This window comes from Pseudomonas sp. P1.31 (genome assembly GCF_001269815.1).
Taxonomy (GTDB): Bacteria; Pseudomonadota; Gammaproteobacteria; order Pseudomonadales; family Pseudomonadaceae; genus Aquipseudomonas; species Aquipseudomonas rustica.
The window spans coordinates 1-18,230 of sequence record NZ_LHVN01000033.1; the positions used below are offsets into that span (position 1 = coordinate 1).

General features: G+C 58.4%; 15 protein-coding genes. 8 read left to right on the forward strand and 7 right to left on the reverse strand.

Features of this window, described 5'->3' with window-relative positions:
* Nucleotides 1–204 precede the first annotated feature (204 nt).
* Entirely contained in the window at nucleotides 205–1,089 is an 885-nt protein-coding gene (locus AD669_RS21160) for a helix-turn-helix domain-containing protein (RefSeq protein ID WP_053123335.1), read from the reverse strand.
* Between the two features lie 178 nt (nucleotides 1,090–1,267).
* On the opposite strand from AD669_RS21160, the gene pobA reads away from it, so the two are divergent.
* Both pobA and AD669_RS21170 read left to right on the forward strand, forming a co-directional pair.
* A complete protein-coding gene (pobA, locus tag AD669_RS21165) occupies nucleotides 1,268–2,461 on the forward strand; it encodes a 4-hydroxybenzoate 3-monooxygenase (protein ID WP_053123337.1) in 1,194 nt (397 codons plus the stop codon).
* 79 nt (nucleotides 2,462–2,540) lie between these two features.
* Nucleotides 2,541–4,058, forward strand: coding sequence for an MDR family MFS transporter (locus tag AD669_RS21170; RefSeq protein WP_053123339.1), 1,518 nt, complete (start codon nucleotides 2,541–2,543; stop codon nucleotides 4,056–4,058).
* Nucleotides 4,059–4,142: 84 nt separating this feature from the next.
* On the opposite strand, the gene AD669_RS21175 is transcribed toward AD669_RS21170, so the two are convergent.
* From AD669_RS21175 to AD669_RS21190, 4 genes are all read right to left on the reverse strand, one after another.
* Complete coding sequence (locus AD669_RS21175) at nucleotides 4,143–4,991, reverse strand: cache domain-containing protein (RefSeq protein ID WP_053123341.1); 849 nt, start codon at nucleotides 4,989–4,991, stop codon at nucleotides 4,143–4,145.
* Between the two features lie 274 nt (nucleotides 4,992–5,265).
* Nucleotides 5,266–6,120: an ATPase gene (locus AD669_RS21180; protein ID WP_053123343.1), complete on the reverse strand. Its 855-nt coding sequence runs from the start codon at nucleotides 6,118–6,120 to the stop codon at nucleotides 5,266–5,268.
* 116 nt (nucleotides 6,121–6,236) lie between these two features.
* On the reverse strand, nucleotides 6,237–7,229 hold the full coding sequence (locus tag AD669_RS21185) for an NAD(P)-dependent oxidoreductase (RefSeq protein WP_053123345.1): 993 nt from the start codon (nucleotides 7,227–7,229) through the stop codon (nucleotides 6,237–6,239).
* Nucleotides 7,230–7,326: 97 nt separating this feature from the next.
* Complete coding sequence (locus tag AD669_RS21190) at nucleotides 7,327–8,226, reverse strand: LysR family transcriptional regulator ArgP (protein WP_053123347.1); 900 nt, start codon at nucleotides 8,224–8,226, stop codon at nucleotides 7,327–7,329.
* A 96-nt stretch (nucleotides 8,227–8,322) separates the two neighbouring features.
* On the opposite strand from AD669_RS21190, the gene AD669_RS21195 reads away from it, so the two are divergent.
* The 3 genes from AD669_RS21195 (at nucleotide 8,323) to AD669_RS21205 (ending at nucleotide 10,105) form a co-directional block, all read left to right on the forward strand.
* Nucleotides 8,323–8,724, forward strand: coding sequence for an ACT domain-containing protein (locus AD669_RS21195; RefSeq protein WP_053123349.1), 402 nt, complete (start codon nucleotides 8,323–8,325; stop codon nucleotides 8,722–8,724).
* Nucleotides 8,725–8,729: 5 nt separating this feature from the next.
* Entirely contained in the window at nucleotides 8,730–9,332 is a 603-nt protein-coding gene (locus AD669_RS21200) for a LysE/ArgO family amino acid transporter (RefSeq protein WP_053123351.1), read from the forward strand.
* A 176-nt stretch (nucleotides 9,333–9,508) separates the two neighbouring features.
* Nucleotides 9,509–10,105: a superoxide dismutase gene (locus tag AD669_RS21205; protein WP_007918933.1), complete on the forward strand. Its 597-nt coding sequence runs from the start codon at nucleotides 9,509–9,511 to the stop codon at nucleotides 10,103–10,105.
* A 68-nt stretch (nucleotides 10,106–10,173) separates the two neighbouring features.
* Here the strand turns inward: AD669_RS21205 and AD669_RS21210 are convergent, their stop codons facing one another.
* Nucleotides 10,174–10,968 carry a hypothetical protein gene (locus AD669_RS21210; protein ID WP_256218905.1) on the reverse strand — a complete coding sequence of 265 codons (795 nt, stop codon included), beginning with the start codon at nucleotides 10,966–10,968 and terminating at the stop codon, nucleotides 10,174–10,176.
* Between the two features lie 109 nt (nucleotides 10,969–11,077).
* Complete coding sequence (locus AD669_RS21215) at nucleotides 11,078–12,409, reverse strand: hypothetical protein (protein ID WP_156316181.1); 1,332 nt, start codon at nucleotides 12,407–12,409, stop codon at nucleotides 11,078–11,080.
* A gap of 491 nt (nucleotides 12,410–12,900) precedes the next feature.
* Here AD669_RS21215 and AD669_RS21225 point away from each other — a divergent pair, with 491 nt between their 5' ends.
* From AD669_RS21225 to AD669_RS21235, 3 genes are all read left to right on the forward strand, one after another.
* The gene (locus AD669_RS21225) at nucleotides 12,901–14,952 is read left to right on the forward strand and encodes a bifunctional diguanylate cyclase/phosphodiesterase (protein ID WP_053123358.1); all 2,052 of its coding nucleotides are present in this window, start codon (nucleotides 12,901–12,903) and stop codon (nucleotides 14,950–14,952) included.
* Nucleotides 14,953–15,171: 219 nt separating this feature from the next.
* A complete protein-coding gene (locus AD669_RS21230) occupies nucleotides 15,172–16,518 on the forward strand; it encodes an imelysin family protein (protein WP_053123360.1) in 1,347 nt (448 codons plus the stop codon).
* A gap of 261 nt (nucleotides 16,519–16,779) precedes the next feature.
* A complete protein-coding gene (locus AD669_RS21235) occupies nucleotides 16,780–18,207 on the forward strand; it encodes a di-heme oxidoredictase family protein (protein WP_053123362.1) in 1,428 nt (475 codons plus the stop codon).
* Nucleotides 18,208–18,230 lie beyond the last annotated feature (23 nt).

Consider the following 18,230-nt stretch of genomic DNA (forward strand, 5'->3'; position numbering starts at 1 on the left):
CGAGCAGTTGCGACAGCTGCCGCGTGAATACGCGAGCTGCAATTTCGAGCGCTGCATTCCGCACAATGCGTCGCTGAACGCACTGCGCTGACTTTGTAGGAGTGAGCCTGCTCGCGATAGCGGTGTGTCATTCAGATAAATTTTGACTGATACACCGCTATCGCGAGCAGGCTCACTCCTACAGGGGATTGTGGTGTTTTCGGGTTACTGCTCGGTCTTCAAGCGATCGCGGAAGGCCTTTGGCGATATCCCCACCCGGCGCCGGAACAGGCGCGTGAAGTTGGTCGGATCAGAGAACCCCAACAACTCCGACATCTCATAAATGGTCATGCTGGTGTACGTCAGCAAACGCTTGGCTTCCAGTAACTGACGCTCGTGCATGATCTGCAACGCCGGTTGCCCCGCCAATTCACGGCACGTGCCATTAAGGTGCGACACCGAGATCCCCAGCCGATGCGCCAGATCCTCGACCTTCACGTGCTGACGGTAAGTCTCTTCCACCAACTGAATAAACCCGTTCAGGTATTCGCGTTGACGCTGCGGCCTTTGACTCGCGTTATGCCGCACGATTGCCTGGCGACTGACCCAGACCATGATCACGCTGACCAGCGAATGCATGAGCATTTCCCGCGCCGGTTGATGGCCGTTGTACTCGGCCTGCAACGCGGTGAATAAACTGTTGAGGTAATCGCCGTCCTTGCCCGCCGGATAATTCTCGGTCTGCGCCAAAGCGTGCACCGAGTCGCCCAGTTGCGCCTGCAAATGATTGATCAGCGGTGTGGCGAGGGTGACGATAAAGCCTTCAACGTCCTCGGAAAAACGAAAGCCATGCACCGATAACGGCGGCAAGACCTGAATCGCCGGGGTCTGCAACTGAGTGCGATGGCCTTCGATTTCAAGCTCTGCCTGACCTTTGAAAACGAAGAGTAACTGGCACAAATCGGCGTGGCGGTGGGGTTTGATTTCCCATTGATGTTCGCGGCTGCGGGAGGAAATGGTTTCACAGTGCAGCAAGTCAGGGGTCGGCCAATCCAGGCTTTCACCGTAGAGCTTGAACACTGGAATCGAAGGCAGGTCAGGCTTGTTCATCACTTCAATCCAGGCCTCGAGGTTTGCGGGCGATAATCGCACCGATTGGCAGAATGTACAGGTATCGGCTCAGTTTTCACCTTCAATTGACAGACCCGCAAGGGAAAAATGCAAGCACTCGATCCATAAAAATAAATCAGCGGCGATTGTCGCGCGAAGCTTGCGAGTCATAAAAACAATGAAAACGCTGAAAACCCAAGTTGTCATCATCGGTGCCGGCCCGTCCGGTTTGCTCCTCGGCCAGTTGCTGCACAACGCCGGCATCGACACCCTCATCCTCGAACGTCAGACACCCGATTATGTGCTCAGCCGCATCCGCGCCGGCGTGCTTGAACAAGGCATGGTAGAGCTGTTGCGTCAGGCTGGGGTGAGTCAGCGCATGGACGCTGAAGGGCTGGTTCACGGCGGTTTCGAACTGGCGCTCGACGGGCGTCAGGTGCACATCGATCTGCACGCGTTGACCGGCGGCAAGACCGTGATGATCTACGGCCAGACCGAAGTCACTCGCGACCTGATGGCCGCTCGTCGGGAGGCTGGCGCGCAGACAATTTATTCCGCGAGCAATGTCGTTCCCCACGGCATGAAAAGCGACGAAGCTTTTGTCACCTTCGAAAAGGACGGAGAAACCTGGCGCGTCGATTGCGATTACATCGCCGGATGCGATGGCTTCCATGGCGTCGCTCGGCAGTCGATTCCTGAGGATTGTCTGCAGGTGTTCGAACGGGTTTATCCGTTTGGCTGGCTGGGCATTCTCGCCGACACGCCGCCGGTGCATGACGAGTTGGTCTACGCCCGCCACGAGCGCGGTTTTGCCTTGTGCAGCATGCGTTCGGCGACGCGCACGCGTTACTACTTGCAGGTGCCGGCGGAAGAAAACGTCGCTGACTGGAGCGACCAGCGCTTCTGGGATGAACTGAAAAACCGCCTGCCAGTTGCACTGGCCGAGAAACTGGTCACCGGCCCTTCGATCGAAAAAAGCATCGCGCCGCTGCGCAGTTTTGTCGTTGAACCAATGCAATACGGGCGGATGTTTTTGGTCGGCGATGCCGCGCACATCGTCCCGCCCACCGGCGCCAAAGGTCTGAATCTGGCGGCAAGCGATGTCAGCACGCTGTTCAATATTCTGCTGAAGGTTTACCGCGAGGGGCGTAACGACCTGCTGGAGAAATACTCGGAGATCTGCCTGCGCCGCGTGTGGAAAGCCGAGCGGTTTTCCTGGTGGATGACTTCGATGTTGCACCGTTTTGATGATCACGATGCGTTCAGTCAGCGCATCAGTGCCTCGGAACTGGACTACTTTGTCAGTTCAGAAGCGGGCCGAAAAACTATTGCAGAAAATTACGTCGGACTTCCTTATGAGGCTATCGAATAGCCTGCTACCGACTTACACTGGCGAGCATCCCCGCTCGCCTGACGAACTGCGGGACTCTCACTGCCCGCAGGTTTTGCCCGTGACCAATCTCAATCACCCTGAAACGCCCAAACCGGCCATTCGCAGCGTGCTGGTGGCGCTGATGATGGCGATCTTTCTCGGTGCGCTGGATCAGACCATCGTCGCCGTGTCGATGCCGGCCATCTCCGCCCAATTCAAAGACGTCAGCCTGCTGGCCTGGGTGATTTCCGGCTACATGGTGGCGATGACTGTGGCGGTGCCGATCTACGGCAAGCTCGGCGACTTGTACGGGCGACGCAAACTGATGCTGTTCGGCATGGGCCTGTTCACCCTGGCCTCGCTGTTCTGCGGCATGGCGCAAAGCATGGAACAACTGGTGCTGGCGCGGATCCTTCAGGGCATCGGCGCCGGCGGGATGATTTCGGTGAGCCAGGCGATCATCGGCGACATCGTGCCGCCGCGCGAACGCGGACGTTATCAGGGTTACTTCAGCAGCATGTACGCGGTGGCCAGCGTCGCCGGGCCGGTGCTCGGTGGTTACATGACCGAATACCTGTCGTGGCGTTGGGTGTTTCTGATCAACCTGCCGTTGGGGCTTGGCGCTTACTGGGTCGCGCACCGCAACTTGCGCGGGCTGCCGATTCCGCAACGCAAACCGATCATCGATTATGTCGGCACCGTGCTGATGATCATCGGCCTGACCGCGCTGCTGTTGGGCATCACTCAGGTGGGTCAGGGTCATGCGTGGCGCAGCGCTGAAGTGCTCGGGTTGTTTGCCTGCGCGGTAGTGGTGCTGGCGATTTTCGTCTGGCACGAACGTCGGGCACGAGAGCCGTTGCTGCCGATGCACCTGTTCGCCAACCGTAATGCGCTGCTGTGCTGGTGCACGATTTTCTTCACCAGTTTCCAGGCGATTTCCTTGATCGTGCTGATGCCGTTGCGCTTTCAGAGCGTCACCGGCGCCGGCGCGGACAGTGCGGCGTTGCACTTGCTACCGCTGGCGATGGGTCTGCCGATCGGTGCGTACTTCGCCGGTCGCCGCACATCGGTGACCGGGCGCTACAAACCGCAAATTCTGACCGGCGCGATTCTGATGCCGATTGCCGTGCTGGGCATGGCCTTCAGTCCGCCTGAAGCCACATTGATCAGTGGATTGTTCATGTTGCTCTGCGGGATCGCCAGCGGCATGCAGTTCCCGACCTCGCTGGTCGGCACGCAGAACTCGGTGGAACAACGCGACATCGGCGTGGCCACCAGCACCACCAACCTGTTCCGCTCGCTGGGCGGCGCGGTAGGGGTGGCGTTGATGTCGGCGCTGCTGCTGGCGTTGTTGCAGGATTCCAGTTTCGCTCATTTGGCGAGCAGTTCGCTGATGAGTGAGGGGCACTCCGGGAACGTCTTGCTGGACGGCCTCAACGCGGCACCGGGGGATGCGCAGAATGCCTTGCGCGCGGAGTTGCTGGTGACGTTTCGGCATTTGTTGTGGGTGAGTGCCGCGGTGTCGTTGCTTGGATTGGCGGCGGCGATTGCGATGCCGAACAACCTGCTGCGCGGGCGTGAGCACGGCGCAAAATAACAGCAAAAGATCGCAGCCTTCGGCAGCTCCTACAGGATGACGGGCCCCATGTAGGAGCTGCCGCAGGCTGCGATCTTTTGATCTTCAAGGGCTGTAGTAACCGACCGCAACGAGGAAATGCCCGACCTTCTTCAGGTAGGCATGCTTATCCTCGATCTTGCCGGTCACCGGGTTTTTCCAGCGATACTCATACTCGCCGTCATCCTGCTTGCCGATCAGCGCCAGAATCGGCTCGCCCACCGGTTTGCCCTCCGGATCCTTGACCTTGCCGAAGTCGGTATTGATCAGCCGCAGATTGGTGCCGTGGGCAACATAGCGCTGGGTATTCAAATCGACCACGAAGACATACAGGTCATCCTGCAAATACCCGCCCTTGAGCGAGTTGATCGCCGTCAGCGTGCCCTTCTCGTCTTTGCTCAGATCCGTCGCAGCTTTATCCAGCAGGGCTTTGGCTTGTTCAGCGGAGGCGCGAGGCAGGTAGTAACCGACGGCCAGAATCCGCTGACCGATGCGCTGGTAAAACACGTGCTTGCGCTCGACTTTGCCGTCAGACCAATTCTGCCAGCGGTACTCCGCCTGCTGAATGCCATTGCCTTCCGGCACCAGCAACGCCTGCTTGAAGGCTTTCTGCAAATCCGGCCCGAGCACTTCGCTGACATCGCGGCCAATCAGCGCTGACGACGGCCCACCGCTGGCGAGCATCACGCCTTTGGTGTCGACCACAAACACGTAGCGATCCTTGTCGACAAACTCGCCCTGACGACTGAAGGCTGCGAAGGCCTTGTCGCCGTTGTCGTGGTAGTAAGCGAGCGCTTTTTCCAGCAGGGCGATTGCCGCCTGGCTGTCATCTTTTGCGGCGGTCGCGGCGCTGGCCTGACCGAACCCGGCCAATACCAGCAAACAGAGCCAGGCGAATTTTTGCACAAACCCCATGACGCATCCCTCGTTCTTGTTGGTGTTTCAAGAGCGTAGACGGGTTGCGCGGATGTATGGATATTCAGAATGATGCAGGGGATTGCAAAGCCCTGTGGCTAAACGCTCCCTGTGGCGAGGGGATTTAGCGAAACGTCGCACCGCCCCGTTGGAGTGCGAAGCGCTCCCCTGCATTTCTAAAGTGACACCGAGTTCTCAGGCTTTGGGGCTGCTTCGCAACCCATCGGGGATAAATCCCCTCACCACAAAAGCCCACTCGACGAGGGATCGGCGTTTATGGCCGGGAATTGATCTGCTGCTGCAAGTTCTGGATCTGCGCCTGCAAGGTGTTGATGGTGCGGGTCATCTGCCCACGGAATGCGTCGAACTCGGCGGTGTTGCCGCCGCCCTGTGGCGCTGCCGGGCGATTGTCCTGCTCGCTTTTGAGCACAACGATGTCCTGTTCCAGACGCTCGATGGCCGCGCTCGGATTGCCTTGCTTCTTCAACGCCGCAATATCAGCGCCGAGGCTCTTGAACTGCGCATCAAAGGCCTTCAACTGCGTATCGACCTTGCTGGTGTCCGCCGGGGTGCTTTTCAGCGTCGCCAGTTCTGCGCTCAAGGCTTTGACCTGCGCCTGCAACTGGGTATTGGCGGTCTGCTGTTCGGTGGTCTGCGCGGTCATCTGCGCCAGACGCTTGTCCAGATCACTGGCCTGCCCCGCGACGCCTTGCTGCTGTTTGTTCTGATCGAGCAGCTTTTCTTCGAGTTGCTTGATCTGCAACTTCAAGGCTTCGCTGTCGCTGGTGACGTTACTCTGGCTGGCGACGACTTTGCCGGAAATATCCTGCAAGCGCCCCGCCGCTTCTTCACTGATCCGCGCGAAGCTTTCCTGAGTCGCGACCAGTTGCTGCTCCATCAAGGAAATCTGCTGAAAGCTCCACCAGGCCAGGCCGATGAAAGCAAAAAACAACGCGCCGACCAAAGCCCAGAGCGGCCCGGTGCTGGCGGCTTTGACCTTGACCACTGGCGGTGTGCGCGAATGCACGGTGGTGCGGGCGGTGGTCGGAATGTCATCGTCGTCGAAGGTGTCGGCGCGCAGGCTCGGCACATCATCGAAATCGTCGTGGGCATCATTACGCATGGACATTGAGGCAACCTTTGTAAAACGCGGTGATGGCTAAATGCTGCGAAGTATAACCCGCTCAGCCGCAGGCATTGACCCTCGACCGAGGGCGCGGTTCAGTGCTGGCCGACCAAGTGAACTCAACGAATGTCCTGGGCTTTCCACCAGCCGCAGAACTCATCGAGCGCCGTCCACAGGCTGACTTGCGGATCGTAGTCCAGATAATGCCGCGCGCGGCTGATGTCGAGGGTGAAATTTTTCTTCATCACTTGCATGCCCAACCGCGACAGCGTTGGCTCCGGACGTCCGGGCCAAAGTTTGCACGCGCCTTCATTCAGCGCCGCGACGCTGTAGGCCAGCCCATAGGAACGGTACTTGGTGACCTGTGGGACTTCCATCTTGCGCATCACGTAATTGACCACATCCCACAACGGCACCGGCGCACCGTTGCTGATGTTGTAGGCCTTGCCCAGCGCCGAACCGGCGGCGAGCAGACTGCTGAGCATCGCTTCGTTGAGGTTCTGCACACTGGTGAAATCGACTTTATTCAGGCCGTTGCCGATGATCGCCAGACGGCCCTTGCGCTGCATGTTCAGCAGACGCGGAAAGATGCTCATGTCGCCGGCGCCGGTGACGAAACGCGGGCGCAGTGCGATGGTTTCCAGACCGAACTCCTGAGCGCCAAAAACCTTTTGTTCGGCCAGATACTTGGTCGCGGCGTAATGATGTTTGAAGCGCTTGGGCACTTGCTCTTCGGTCAGGTTGAGGTGGTCGCGGCCGTCGAAATAGATCGACGGCGACGACAGGTGCACCAGACGCCGCACACGCTGCTTCAGGCAGGCTTCGACGATGTTTTCTGTGACCTGCACGTTGCCCTGATGAAAGTCCTGATAGCGCCCCCACAGCCCGACAGCCCCGGCGCAGTGCACCACGGCTTCGACATCGCTGCAGAGTTCGCGCGCCAGCTCGGCATCGCTCAGATCGCCAGGCACAAACTCGGCGCCACGGCGTACCAGATGCTCGACGCTTTCGGCCCGGCGCCCGTTGACCCGCACGTCCAGGCCCTGCTCCAGAGCGAAACGCGCAAAGCGTCCGCCAATGAAGCCGCTTGCGCCGGTGACCAGAATTTTCATGCACAACTCCAACAGAAAAGCAGCTGCGAGCGTCAAGCTTCGAGCTACAAGTAAAAACGGTGCGCAAGCCCACAACTTGCCGCTTGCAGCTTGACGCTTACAGCTGTTTCCAAGGCACTAGCCATTGTGCTGAAGCGCGCACCAATTGCTCGGTCAGCAACCCCAGCAACTGACCGCCATTGCGCCAATGATGCCAGTACAACGGCACGTCGATCGGTTTATCTGGCAACAGTTCGCGCAATTCGCCGCGTTGCAGTTGCTCGCGCACTTGCAGCTCCGGCACCAGTCCCCAACCCAATCCGGCTTCGGTCAGACGGATAAAACCTTCCGAAGACGGACACAAATGGTGCTCGAATCCGCCGTCGACACCCAGCGACGCCAAATAGCGATGCTGAAGAAAATCGTCCGGGCCGAACACCAGCGCCGGGGTGCGCGGCAGTTGCTCGGCGCGCACGCCATCGGGGAAATGCCGCTCGATAAACGCCGGGCTGGCCAGCGCGCGATAACGCATCGCGCCGAGCAACACGCTACGCGCACCCGCCACCGGTCGTTCGCTGGCGCACAAGCACGCGGCCACTTCACCGGCGCGCATGCGTTTGAGGCCGACGGTCTGGTCTTCGACGATCAGATCCAGCAATAAATGTTGCTCGGCGCAGAAATCGCCGACTGCCTGCGCCCACCAAGTGGCGAGGCTGTCGGCGTTCAGCGCAATGCGCAGGCGCTCCGGCAAACCCTCTTCGTCCAAGGCCGGGACGAGGGTTTGCAGGTCGCGCTCAAGCAAACGCACTTGCTGCACATGGTTGAGCAAACGCCGGCCGATTTCCGTGGGCGACGGCGGCGTGCCGCGCACCAGCACCGGCTGGCCGACCCGCGCCTCCAGCAGTTTGATCCGTTGCGAGATCGCCGATTGCGACAACCCGAGAATCTGCGCGGCGCGCTCGAATCCGGCTTGCTCGACCACGGCGGCCAAAGCAGACAGCAATTTGTAGTCGAACATCAGTTTTCCTAATGAGCGATCAGCACTATTGGTTTTTCTTATACAGGTTTCGGCCGGAGAATAGCCAGCAAGCACTCTTTATCAAGGAACACTGCAATGGCTGGCGAAACCTCTCTCACAACCTTGTTGCGCAGCATGAGCCCGCAACTCAACGCCGGCGAATACGTGTTCTGCACCCTGCGCGACAACAAATTGCCGGAAGGTCTGGAGACCGTCGGCAGCTTCCGCGAGCAGGAAGGTCTGACGATGATTCTCGAACGTTCCCACGCTGAACAGGCTGGTTTCAGCTTCGACTACGTCGCCGCGTGGATCACCCTCAACGTGCATTCAGCGCTGGAAGCCGTCGGACTCACCGCCGCATTTGCCACGGCATTGGGCAAGGCCGGGATCAGTTGCAACGTGATTGCCGGCTACTACCACGATCATTTGTTTGTCGGTCAGGCCGACGCCGAACGCGCGATGCAGGTGCTGCGCGATCTGGCGGCCAACGCGGAGTAATTGTTATGTGGCAAAGCTATGTGAACGGCCTGCTGGTGGCGTTCGGGCTGATCATGGCGATCGGCACGCAGAACGCGTTTGTATTGGCGCAGAGCCTGCGGCGCGAGCATCACTTGCCAGTGGCGGCATTGTGCGTGGTTTGCGATGCGCTGCTGGTCGCCGCCGGCGTGTTCGGGCTGGCGACGATTCTGGCGCAGAACCCGACGCTGCTGGCGATTGCCCGTTGGGGCGGCGCGACGTTTCTGATCTGGTACGGCAGCCAGGCGCTGCGCCGGGCGTGCTCGAAACAGAGCCTGAATCAGGGCGAGAATCAGACGGTACGTTCGCTACGCGCGGTGATGCTCAGCGCGTTGGCGGTGACGTTGCTCAACCCGCACGTTTATCTGGATACGGTTTTACTGATCGGTTCGCTGGGCGCGCAGCAATCGGTGCCAGGCGCTTATGTGGTCGGTGCTGCGAGTGCTTCGCTGTTGTGGTTTTTCACCTTGGCGCTCGGCGCGGCATGGCTGGCACCGTGGTTGGCACGGCCGAGCACGTGGCGAATTCTCGATCTGGTGGTGGCGTTGATGATGTTCACCGTGGCCGGGCAATTAATTATCGCCAGCTGATTTATTCCAAAAGGCTCTGGAACCTCTATCCCACACAGTTGTTGCGTGGTTATGGCGCAACCCCGGTGCTATGATCCAACCCCTGCGCCGCAAAGAGTAAAAACTCGCCGGTGCATTTCTGGCCGCCCGTGATCGGCCTTGCGCTCACCGCAACAGACCTGATTAGGAGAATCATCATGGCTTTCGAATTGCCGCCGCTGCCTTACGCACACGATGCCCTGCAGCCGCACATTTCCAAGGAAACCCTGGAATACCACCACGACAAGCACCACAACACCTACGTCGTGAACCTGAACAACCTGGTGCCAGGCACCGAGTTCGAAGGCAAGACCCTGGAAGAAATCGTCAAGACTTCCTCGGGCGGTATCTTCAACAACGCCGCTCAGGTCTGGAACCACACTTTCTACTGGAACTGCCTGGCGCCAAACGCCGGCGGTCAACCAACCGGCGCGCTGGCTGAAGCCATCAACGCAGCCTTCGGTTCGTTCGACAAGTTCAAGGAAGAGTTCAGCAAAACCTCGATCGGCACCTTCGGTTCCGGCTGGGGCTGGCTGGTGAAAAAGGCTGACGGTTCCCTGGCCCTGGCCAGCACCATCGGCGCCGGCAACCCGCTGACCAGCGGCGACACCCCGCTGCTGACCTGCGACGTCTGGGAACACGCTTACTACATCGACTACCGCAACGTTCGTCCTAAGTACGTCGAAGCGTTCTGGAACCTGGTCAACTGGAAGTTCGTTGCTGAGCAGTTCGAAGGCAAAACCTTCACCGCTTAAGCTGCGCGCCAGTCAAAAAACCCGGCTTCGGCCGGGTTTTTTTATGCCTGTGATTTGCGGCAGCAGTATCAGGCAAATACTCCAAAAGTTTTCCCACCGAGGTGGATGACCAAAAATCCAAGAAAAGAATAAGCAATTATTTGCGCAGGAATAACAACCAGGCGTCGTAGATGCGAGGGGAAAGCAGCGATCTCATCCATCGCATAGGGATCACTTTTTGACAAAAAATCATCGTCGATTAAAAGCATCTGTGAAATGTGAGACAAACGACAGTAGCGACCGTAGACGCCGTTTCCCAACACTCGTTGATTGCGAGCGACGAAGTACGATGTTTTCAGGAGAGACTCAAGCTGCGCCAGTCTGAAAAAGCTGATCCATACTTTTGCAAATACAGCGATCAGGCCCAAGGAAAAACAGGCAATTAACCCGGCAACACCGATTAATTGCAGATCACTCGCTGGTCTGGAAAGAGTCACGCATATCCAACCAGTACTCAACCAAAGCAAGAGTAACCCGCCACCGATCACACTCAGCTGGAAGAGGTAGTCTGGAATTCTCACCCACTTTTTCAGATACTCCGGGATAATTTCTGCTTCCATGACTGCATGCGGATCCAGCATTTGAAAATGGGTCAAACGGCCCGTCAATGTCCCTATTTCTCTGACTCTTCTCATTCGCCCAAATGGGCCGTTTCCAAATATTCTGCTATTAATGCCCACAATGTGGGAGGCAATGAAATGGTCTTCCATCTGATCCAGCCGGAAATAGGCGGCGAACAACACGAATGCCCCGCTGAGGAAGAAAAGCAGAAGTACCACGGCCCATGAATAGAGATAGACGAGATCAAAATGTGGGGCGATCACGATGGATCCTTAACGTTGATTCCCAGCATCCAGGCCCCTTTAGCAAGAAGTACTTGGCTCAATTTAAGAAGTGAAGTGGTGGGCAAGCTTAAAATTCGGTAGAAGCTCATTATTCGTTCATCTCGTATAGTTTTTCGCCGAGAAGTTCCCCTGTCTGGCTACCCCCATCTCCTATTTGCGCTGCGAGCATGCCACTTACAACCAACATGCAAGCGACTCCTCCTGCTCCGGCGGTTCCTACGCCTATCGCGACACATGTCATCGGAGCAATGGTTGTCGCTAACTTGCCCGCTAGTATTCCGCCTAGAACGTTTCCAGACAGCTTCGCTCCCTCTATGAATCTCGCCCTGCGACATTCCTCTTCGCGCCCGCTTCGGCACGCTTCGTGAATTTTCATCGCCGCAGATCCAGCTCCCAGACCAATTGCTACATAACCACCGGCTTTCATGTATTTCGATGCACGCGCCACGCCTTCAATATGTGTCGCATACCCCGGCAGTTGAGTTGATGCTCCAGCTTTGTTCCAGTTGTGCACGATTCTTTGCGTGGACAACCCTAGTGCGCGTTTAAGCTTCGGGTGATCCGGAATGCCTGTTGTCTTTCGAACCAACGTCCCCAAACCGACATCAAGCTTCTTCATCAGCCTTTTGCGTTGCGCAAAAAAACCCACGGAATGGAGATTGCCATACTGGCGGTATTGCTCGATGTGTAAGCGCTCCAGTTCTTTAAGCGTGTTATTGAGCGTTTCCATGTGCTGCCCCACCATGAACGATGCAACGCCCAATGCTCCGGAAGAAACACCCAAAAACGGCTCAATCACCTGATGATGCTCTACCATGAAAGAAGCTTCTTCATCCGTCAGATCCTTCAGCGCTTCATTCACCTTCTCCGCTGCCGCCATCATCTGCGCCTCTTCGCGTCGGCACATGTAGTTGCGCGAGTCACTGAAGATGACCATTTGCCCCGGTTTGACCTGTTCACTTAAATGACGGTTTAGCGAACGGAACTCGCGGCGCAATGCATCGCCAGGCGTCGTTTCATACAGCGCTCGCTCCAGCGCTTCGCGGCTCATGGGCTTCTGGACAATGTGAAAGCCCGACTCAGCCGGTGGCGGCAAGGTGTAGGCGTGGTCTTCCACCAGATGCTCGGCGGGTGGTGGTTCTGATTTGGGTTTGAAGGCGTTCCAGGAAGCACCGCTGTTATTCGCGACAACACGTGGTTTCACCACAACCCACTCACCATTACTGACGGCTTCGCCGAGTTTTCTCTGGTTGGCGCCTTGCAGGTAATTGGAATGATTGAGATTCATTGCATCGAGCAGATTGTCGAAGCCCGGCAATTCATCTGGGCGGTTGAGTGCCTCTCGAAAGATGTCCATGGCTTGATGGGTGTCGAGTACCTGCTGGCCGTGGAGTTCGCGTTGAGGGATAAGTCTGGTCACGTCCGTGCACTGTTCTGCAAAACAGCGGACTTTGACGAGCGAACTCAAGCACGGATGCAGGCCGATTCCGCATTGTGCGTAGGGAAATTCCGACTTTTCTTTGGCGGGAGAGACTTGCTGAACTGTGGGGAAATCGAGCCCTTGATGACCGCGACTCATTGGCCGGATGGTATTTCAGATCAAAAGATCGCAGCCTTCGGCAGCTCCTACGTGAAAATGGCGTTTCTCCCACAGAAAATGCAGCCTCACGCCGCTTGCTGCCGTGGCGCAGAGGGCTAACATCAATCAAAGGAAAAATTGTCAGACAGCACTCAAGTTGAGGGCCAATACAACCGACACAATACTAATCGGGCGAAGACGCCACAGAGCAGCATTTCGGCCAACGCCACGGGTAATTCATTCGGGGCCTGATTGTCCCTTTGACTGCCAACACGGGATTGCCAATACTCATGGCAACTTGACGCTACCCGCACGGATTAAGGAATAACCCTTTGAAGCTGGAACTCAAGAACAGCTTGTCGGTGAAGTTGCTCCGGGTCGTGCTCCTGTCGGCATTGATCGTCGGCGTGGTCTTGAGCTGCGCGCAGATCGTTTTCGATGCCTATAAAACACGTCAAGCGGTTGCCGGCGACGCCGAGCGCATCCTCGACATGTTCCGCGACCCCTCGACCCAGGCGGTTTACAGCCTCGATCGGGAGATGGGCATGCAGGTGATCGAGGGCCTGTTTCAGGACGACGCCGTGCGCCAGGCCTCCATCGGTCATCCCAACGAAGCCATGCTCGCGCAGAAATCCCGCGACTTGCAGCATTCCAACAGCCGTTGGCTGACCGACCTGATCCTCGGTCAGGAACGTACCTTCACCACGCAACTGGTGGGGCGCGGGCCCTATAGCGAGTATTACGGCGACTTGAGCATCACCCTCGACACCGCCACCTATGGCGAAGGTTTTATCGTCAGTTCGGTGATCATTTTCATCTCCGGCGTGTTGCGCGCACTGGCCATGGGTCTGGTGCTGTATCTGGTCTATCACTGGCTGCTGACCAAACCGCTGTCGCGGATCATCGAGCACCTCACCGAGATCAACCCCGATCGCCCCAGCGAACACAAGATTCCGCAACTCAAGGGCCACGAGAAAAACGAGCTGGGCCTCTGGATCAACACCGCTAACCAGTTACTGGAATCGATCGAACGTAATACACACCTGCGCCACGAAGCGGAAAACAGCCTGCTGCGCATGGCCCAATACGACTTCCTCACGGGTTTGCCGAACCGTCAGCAATTGCAGCAGCAACTGGACAAAATCCTGGTCGACGCCGGTAAGCTGCAACGCCGCGTTGCGGTGCTGTGTGTAGGACTGGACGATTTCAAAGGCATCAACGAACAATTCAGCTACCAGACCGGCGACCAACTGCTGCTGGCGCTGGCCGATCGCTTGCGCGCCCACAGCGGCCGCCTCGGCGCCCTCGCCCGTCTGGGTGGCGACCAGTTCGCGCTGGTACAGGCCGATATCGAACAGCCTTACGAAGCGGCGGAACTGGCGCAAAGCATTCTGGATGATCTGGAAGCGGCGTTCGCCCTCGACCATCAGGAAATCCGCCTGCGCGCGACCATCGGCATCACGCTGTTCCCGGAGGATGGCGACAGCACCGAGAAGCTGTTGCAGAAAGCCGAGCAGACCATGACCCTGGCCAAGACCCGCTCGCGCAACCGTTATCAGTTCTACATCGCCAGCGTCGACAGCGAGATGCGCCGTCGCCGCGAGCTGGAAAAAGACCTGCGCGATGCCTTGCTGCGCGACCAGTTCTACCTCGTCTATCAACCGCAGATCAGCTATCGCGACCACCGCGTGGTCGGCGTCGAGGCGCTGATTCGCTGGCAACATCCGGAACACGGTCTGGTGCCGCCGGATCTGTTTATTCCACTGGCGGAACAGAACGGCACGATCATCGCGATTGGCGAGTGGGTACTGGATCAAGCCTGCAAGCAATTGCGCGACTGGCACGATCAGGGTTTCGCCGACCTGCGCATGGCGGTGAACCTGTCCACCGTGCAATTGCACCACGCCGAGCTGCCGCGCGTGGTCAACAACCTGCTGCAGATGTACCGCTTGCCGCCGCGCAGTCTGGAACTGGAAGTCACCGAAACCGGCCTGATGGAAGACATCAGCACTGCTGCGCAACACTTGCTGAGCCTGCGCCGTTCCGGTGCGCTGATCGCCATCGACGACTTCGGTACCGGTTATTCATCGCTGAGTTATCTGAAAAGTCTGCCGCTGGACAAGATCAAGATCGACAAGAGCTTCGTCCAGGATCTGCTCGATGACGACGACGACGCGACCATCGTTCGCGCGATCATTCAATTGGGTAAAAGCCTTGGCATGCAGGTGATTGCCGAGGGCGTTGAAACCGCCGAACAGGAAAGCTACATCATTTCCGAAGGCTGCCACGAAGGTCAGGGTTACTTCTACAGCAAGCCGCTGCCGGCGCGTGAGTTGAGCGTTTACCTCAAACAGGCGCAGCGCAGTAACGCGGCCATTTTATAAAGCAAAAGATCGCAGCCTGCGGCAGCTCCTACATTTGCAATGCGCTTCCCCTGTAGGAGCTGCCGCAGGCTGCGATCTTTTGATCTACACCAATCCCTGCGTAAATAAGAAATATTTCCAGCCACAACCCTTTACACATAATGCGAAAGATTTGCATTATGTCGCAGTTTTGCGCACCCCCGCGCCTGTCCCATAAACCACCGAAGCAGGATGTTCGCCATGATTCGTATGCCTCTGGCTACCGCCAGTCTGCTGGCCATCGCTATTTCCCTCGCCGGTTGCGGCGAAGGTAAAGACAAGGCCGCCGCACCGGCCACGCCGACTCCAGCCGCCAGCACCACCGCACCTGCGGCTGCTCCTGCCGCTGCCGGTAAAGTCGACGAAGCCGCCGCCAAGGCTGTGGTCGCGCACTACGCCGACATGGTCTTCGCCGTTTACAGCGATGCCGAATCTACCGCGAAAACCCTGCAAACCGCCGTCGACGCTTTCCTCGCCAAGCCGAACGCCGACACGCTGAAAGCCGCTCGCGAAGCCTGGATCGCTGCTCGCGTTCCTTACCTGCAGAGCGAAGTGTTCCGCTTCGGCAACACCATCATTGACGATTGGGAAGGTCAGGTTAACGCCTGGCCACTGGACGAGGGTCTGATCGACTACGTCGACAAATCCTACGAGCACGCACTGGGTAACCCGGGCGCGACCGCCAACATCATCGCCAACACTGAAATCCAGGTCGGCGAAGACAAGGTCGATGTCAAAGACATCACCCCGGAAAAACTCGCCAGCCTCAATGAGCTGGGCGGTTCCGAAGCCAACGTTGCCACCGGCTACCACGCCATCGAATTCCTGCTGTGGGGCCAGGACCTGAACGGCACCGGCCCTGGCGCTGGTAACCGTCCGGCTTCCGACTACCTCGAAGGCGCCGGCGCCACTGGCGGTCACAACGATCGTCGTCGCGCTTACCTGAAAGCCGTGACCCAACTGCTGGTCAGCGATCTGGAAGAAATGGTCGGTAACTGGAAGCCGAACGTGGCTGACAACTACCGCGCCACGCTGGAAGCCGAGCCAGGCGAAAGCGGCCTGCGCAAAATGTTGTTCGGCATGGGCAGCCTGTCGCTGGGTGAACTGGCGGGCGAGCGCATGAAGGTTTCCCTGGAAGCCAACTCGCCGGAAGACGAACACGACTGCTTCAGCGATAACACGCACAACTCGCAGTTCTACGATGCCAAGGGCATTCGTAACGTCTACCTGGGCGAATACACCCGCGTTGACGGCACCAAGATGACCGGCGCGAGCCTGTCGTCGCTGGTGGTCAAAGCCGACCCGGCTGCCGACACCGCGTTGAAAGCCGACCTGGCTGCCACCGAAGCGAAGATGCAGGTCATCGTTGATCACGCCAACAAGGGTGAGCACTACGACCAGTTGATCGCGGCCGGTAACACCGCTGGCAACCAGATCGTTCGCGACGCCATCGCCTCCTTGGTCAAACAGACCGGTTCGATCGAAGCCGCTGCCGGCAAACTGGGCATCAGCGACCTGAACCCGGACAACGCTGATCACGAGTTCTGATCACAACGTCCGCATCAAAAAAAGGCGACCTTCGGGTCGCCTTTTTCATCCCTGATGTTCACAGTCCCATGTAGGAGCTGCCGAAGGCTGCGATCTTTTGACCTGTCTTTTTAAAAGCAAGGTCAAAAGATCGCAGCCTTCGGCAGCTCCTACAGGGTTTTGCATTTGCGCTGTATCAAGCAAACGATAATTCCTCTTATTCAAACCCCCTCGCCCTGTTAGACTTTGCGCCTTTATTTTCGCTCGTCCGCAGGATGTCTGATGCCCTCGCTGCCTCTTCGCTTGTTCGCACTGTTCATGGCCCTGGGCCTGAGTGCCTGCGATGACGCCCCGCGTTTCACCAAGGCTGAGCCCGGTGAAGCGCGATCCGGCGGGGCGGCGACTGTGCGCAAGACTGATCAGAACGCGTTTTCCCTGCCGTCGGCCAATCTGCCGCCGTCGCGCCGCGTCGATTTCAGCGTCGGCAACAGCTTTTTCCGCAATCCGTGGGTGATCGCCCCGGCGACCACCACCGCCCGCGATGGCCTCGGCCCGCTGTTCAACACCAACGCCTGCCAGAACTGCCACATCAAGGACGGTCGCGGACATCCGCCGACGCCCGGTGCGTCGAACGCCGTGTCGATGCTGGTGCGCCTGTCGATTCCTGACACGCCGGCCTACGCCAAACTCATCGAGCAGGTCGGCATCGTGCCGGAGCCGGTGTATGGCGGGCAGTTTCAGGACATGGCGATCCCCGGCGTCACCCCGGAAGGCAAGGTGCGTGTCGATTACACGCCAGTGCCGGTACGCTTCAAGGACGGCACCGAAGTCGAATTGCGCAAACCGCTGTTGCAGATCACTCAACTCGGCTACGGCCCGATGCACCCGGACACGCGTTTTTCCGCACGCGTCGCCCCACCGATGATCGGCCTCGGCCTGCTCGAAGCGATCCCCGAAGAAGCCATCCTCGCCAACGCCGCCGCACAGGCCAAAGCGAAAAACGGCATCAATGGCCGGCCAAACCAGGTCTGGAATGACGAACTGCAAAAAACCGTCATGGGCCGATTTGGCTGGAAAGCCGGACAACCGAACCTCAATCAACAGAATGTTCACGCGTTTTCGGGTGATATGGGCCTCACGACCAGCCTGAGACCGTTCGATGACTGCACCGACGCGCAAACCGCCTGCAAGCAGGCGCCGAGCGGCAATGGGCCGGACGGCGAACCGGAAGTCAGCGACAACATCCTGCGTCTGGTGCTGTTCTACAGCCGCAACCTCGCGGTGCCGGCACGCCGTGGCGTTAACGATGCAGACGTCATCGCCGGCAAGAACCTGTTTTTCCAGGCCGGTTGCGACTCGTGCCACACGCCGAAATACACCACCGCCGCCAACGCCGCCGAACCTGAATTGGCCAATCAAGTGATTCGCCCGTACAGCGATCTGCTGCTGCATGACATGGGCGACGGTCTGGCCGACAACCGCACGGAATTCCAGGCCTCCGGCCGCGACTGGCGCACGCCGCCGTTGTGGGGGATTGGCCTGACGCAAGCGGTCAGCGGTCACACGCAGTTTTTGCATGACGGTCGCGCACGCAATCTGCTCGAAGCGGTGCTCTGGCACGGCGGCGAAGCGACGGCGGCGCAGCAACAGGTTTTATCTTTCAATGCCGAGCAGCGTGCTGCGCTGCTGGCGTTTCTGAATTCACTTTAAACACTGATAAAAGAATCGGGAGC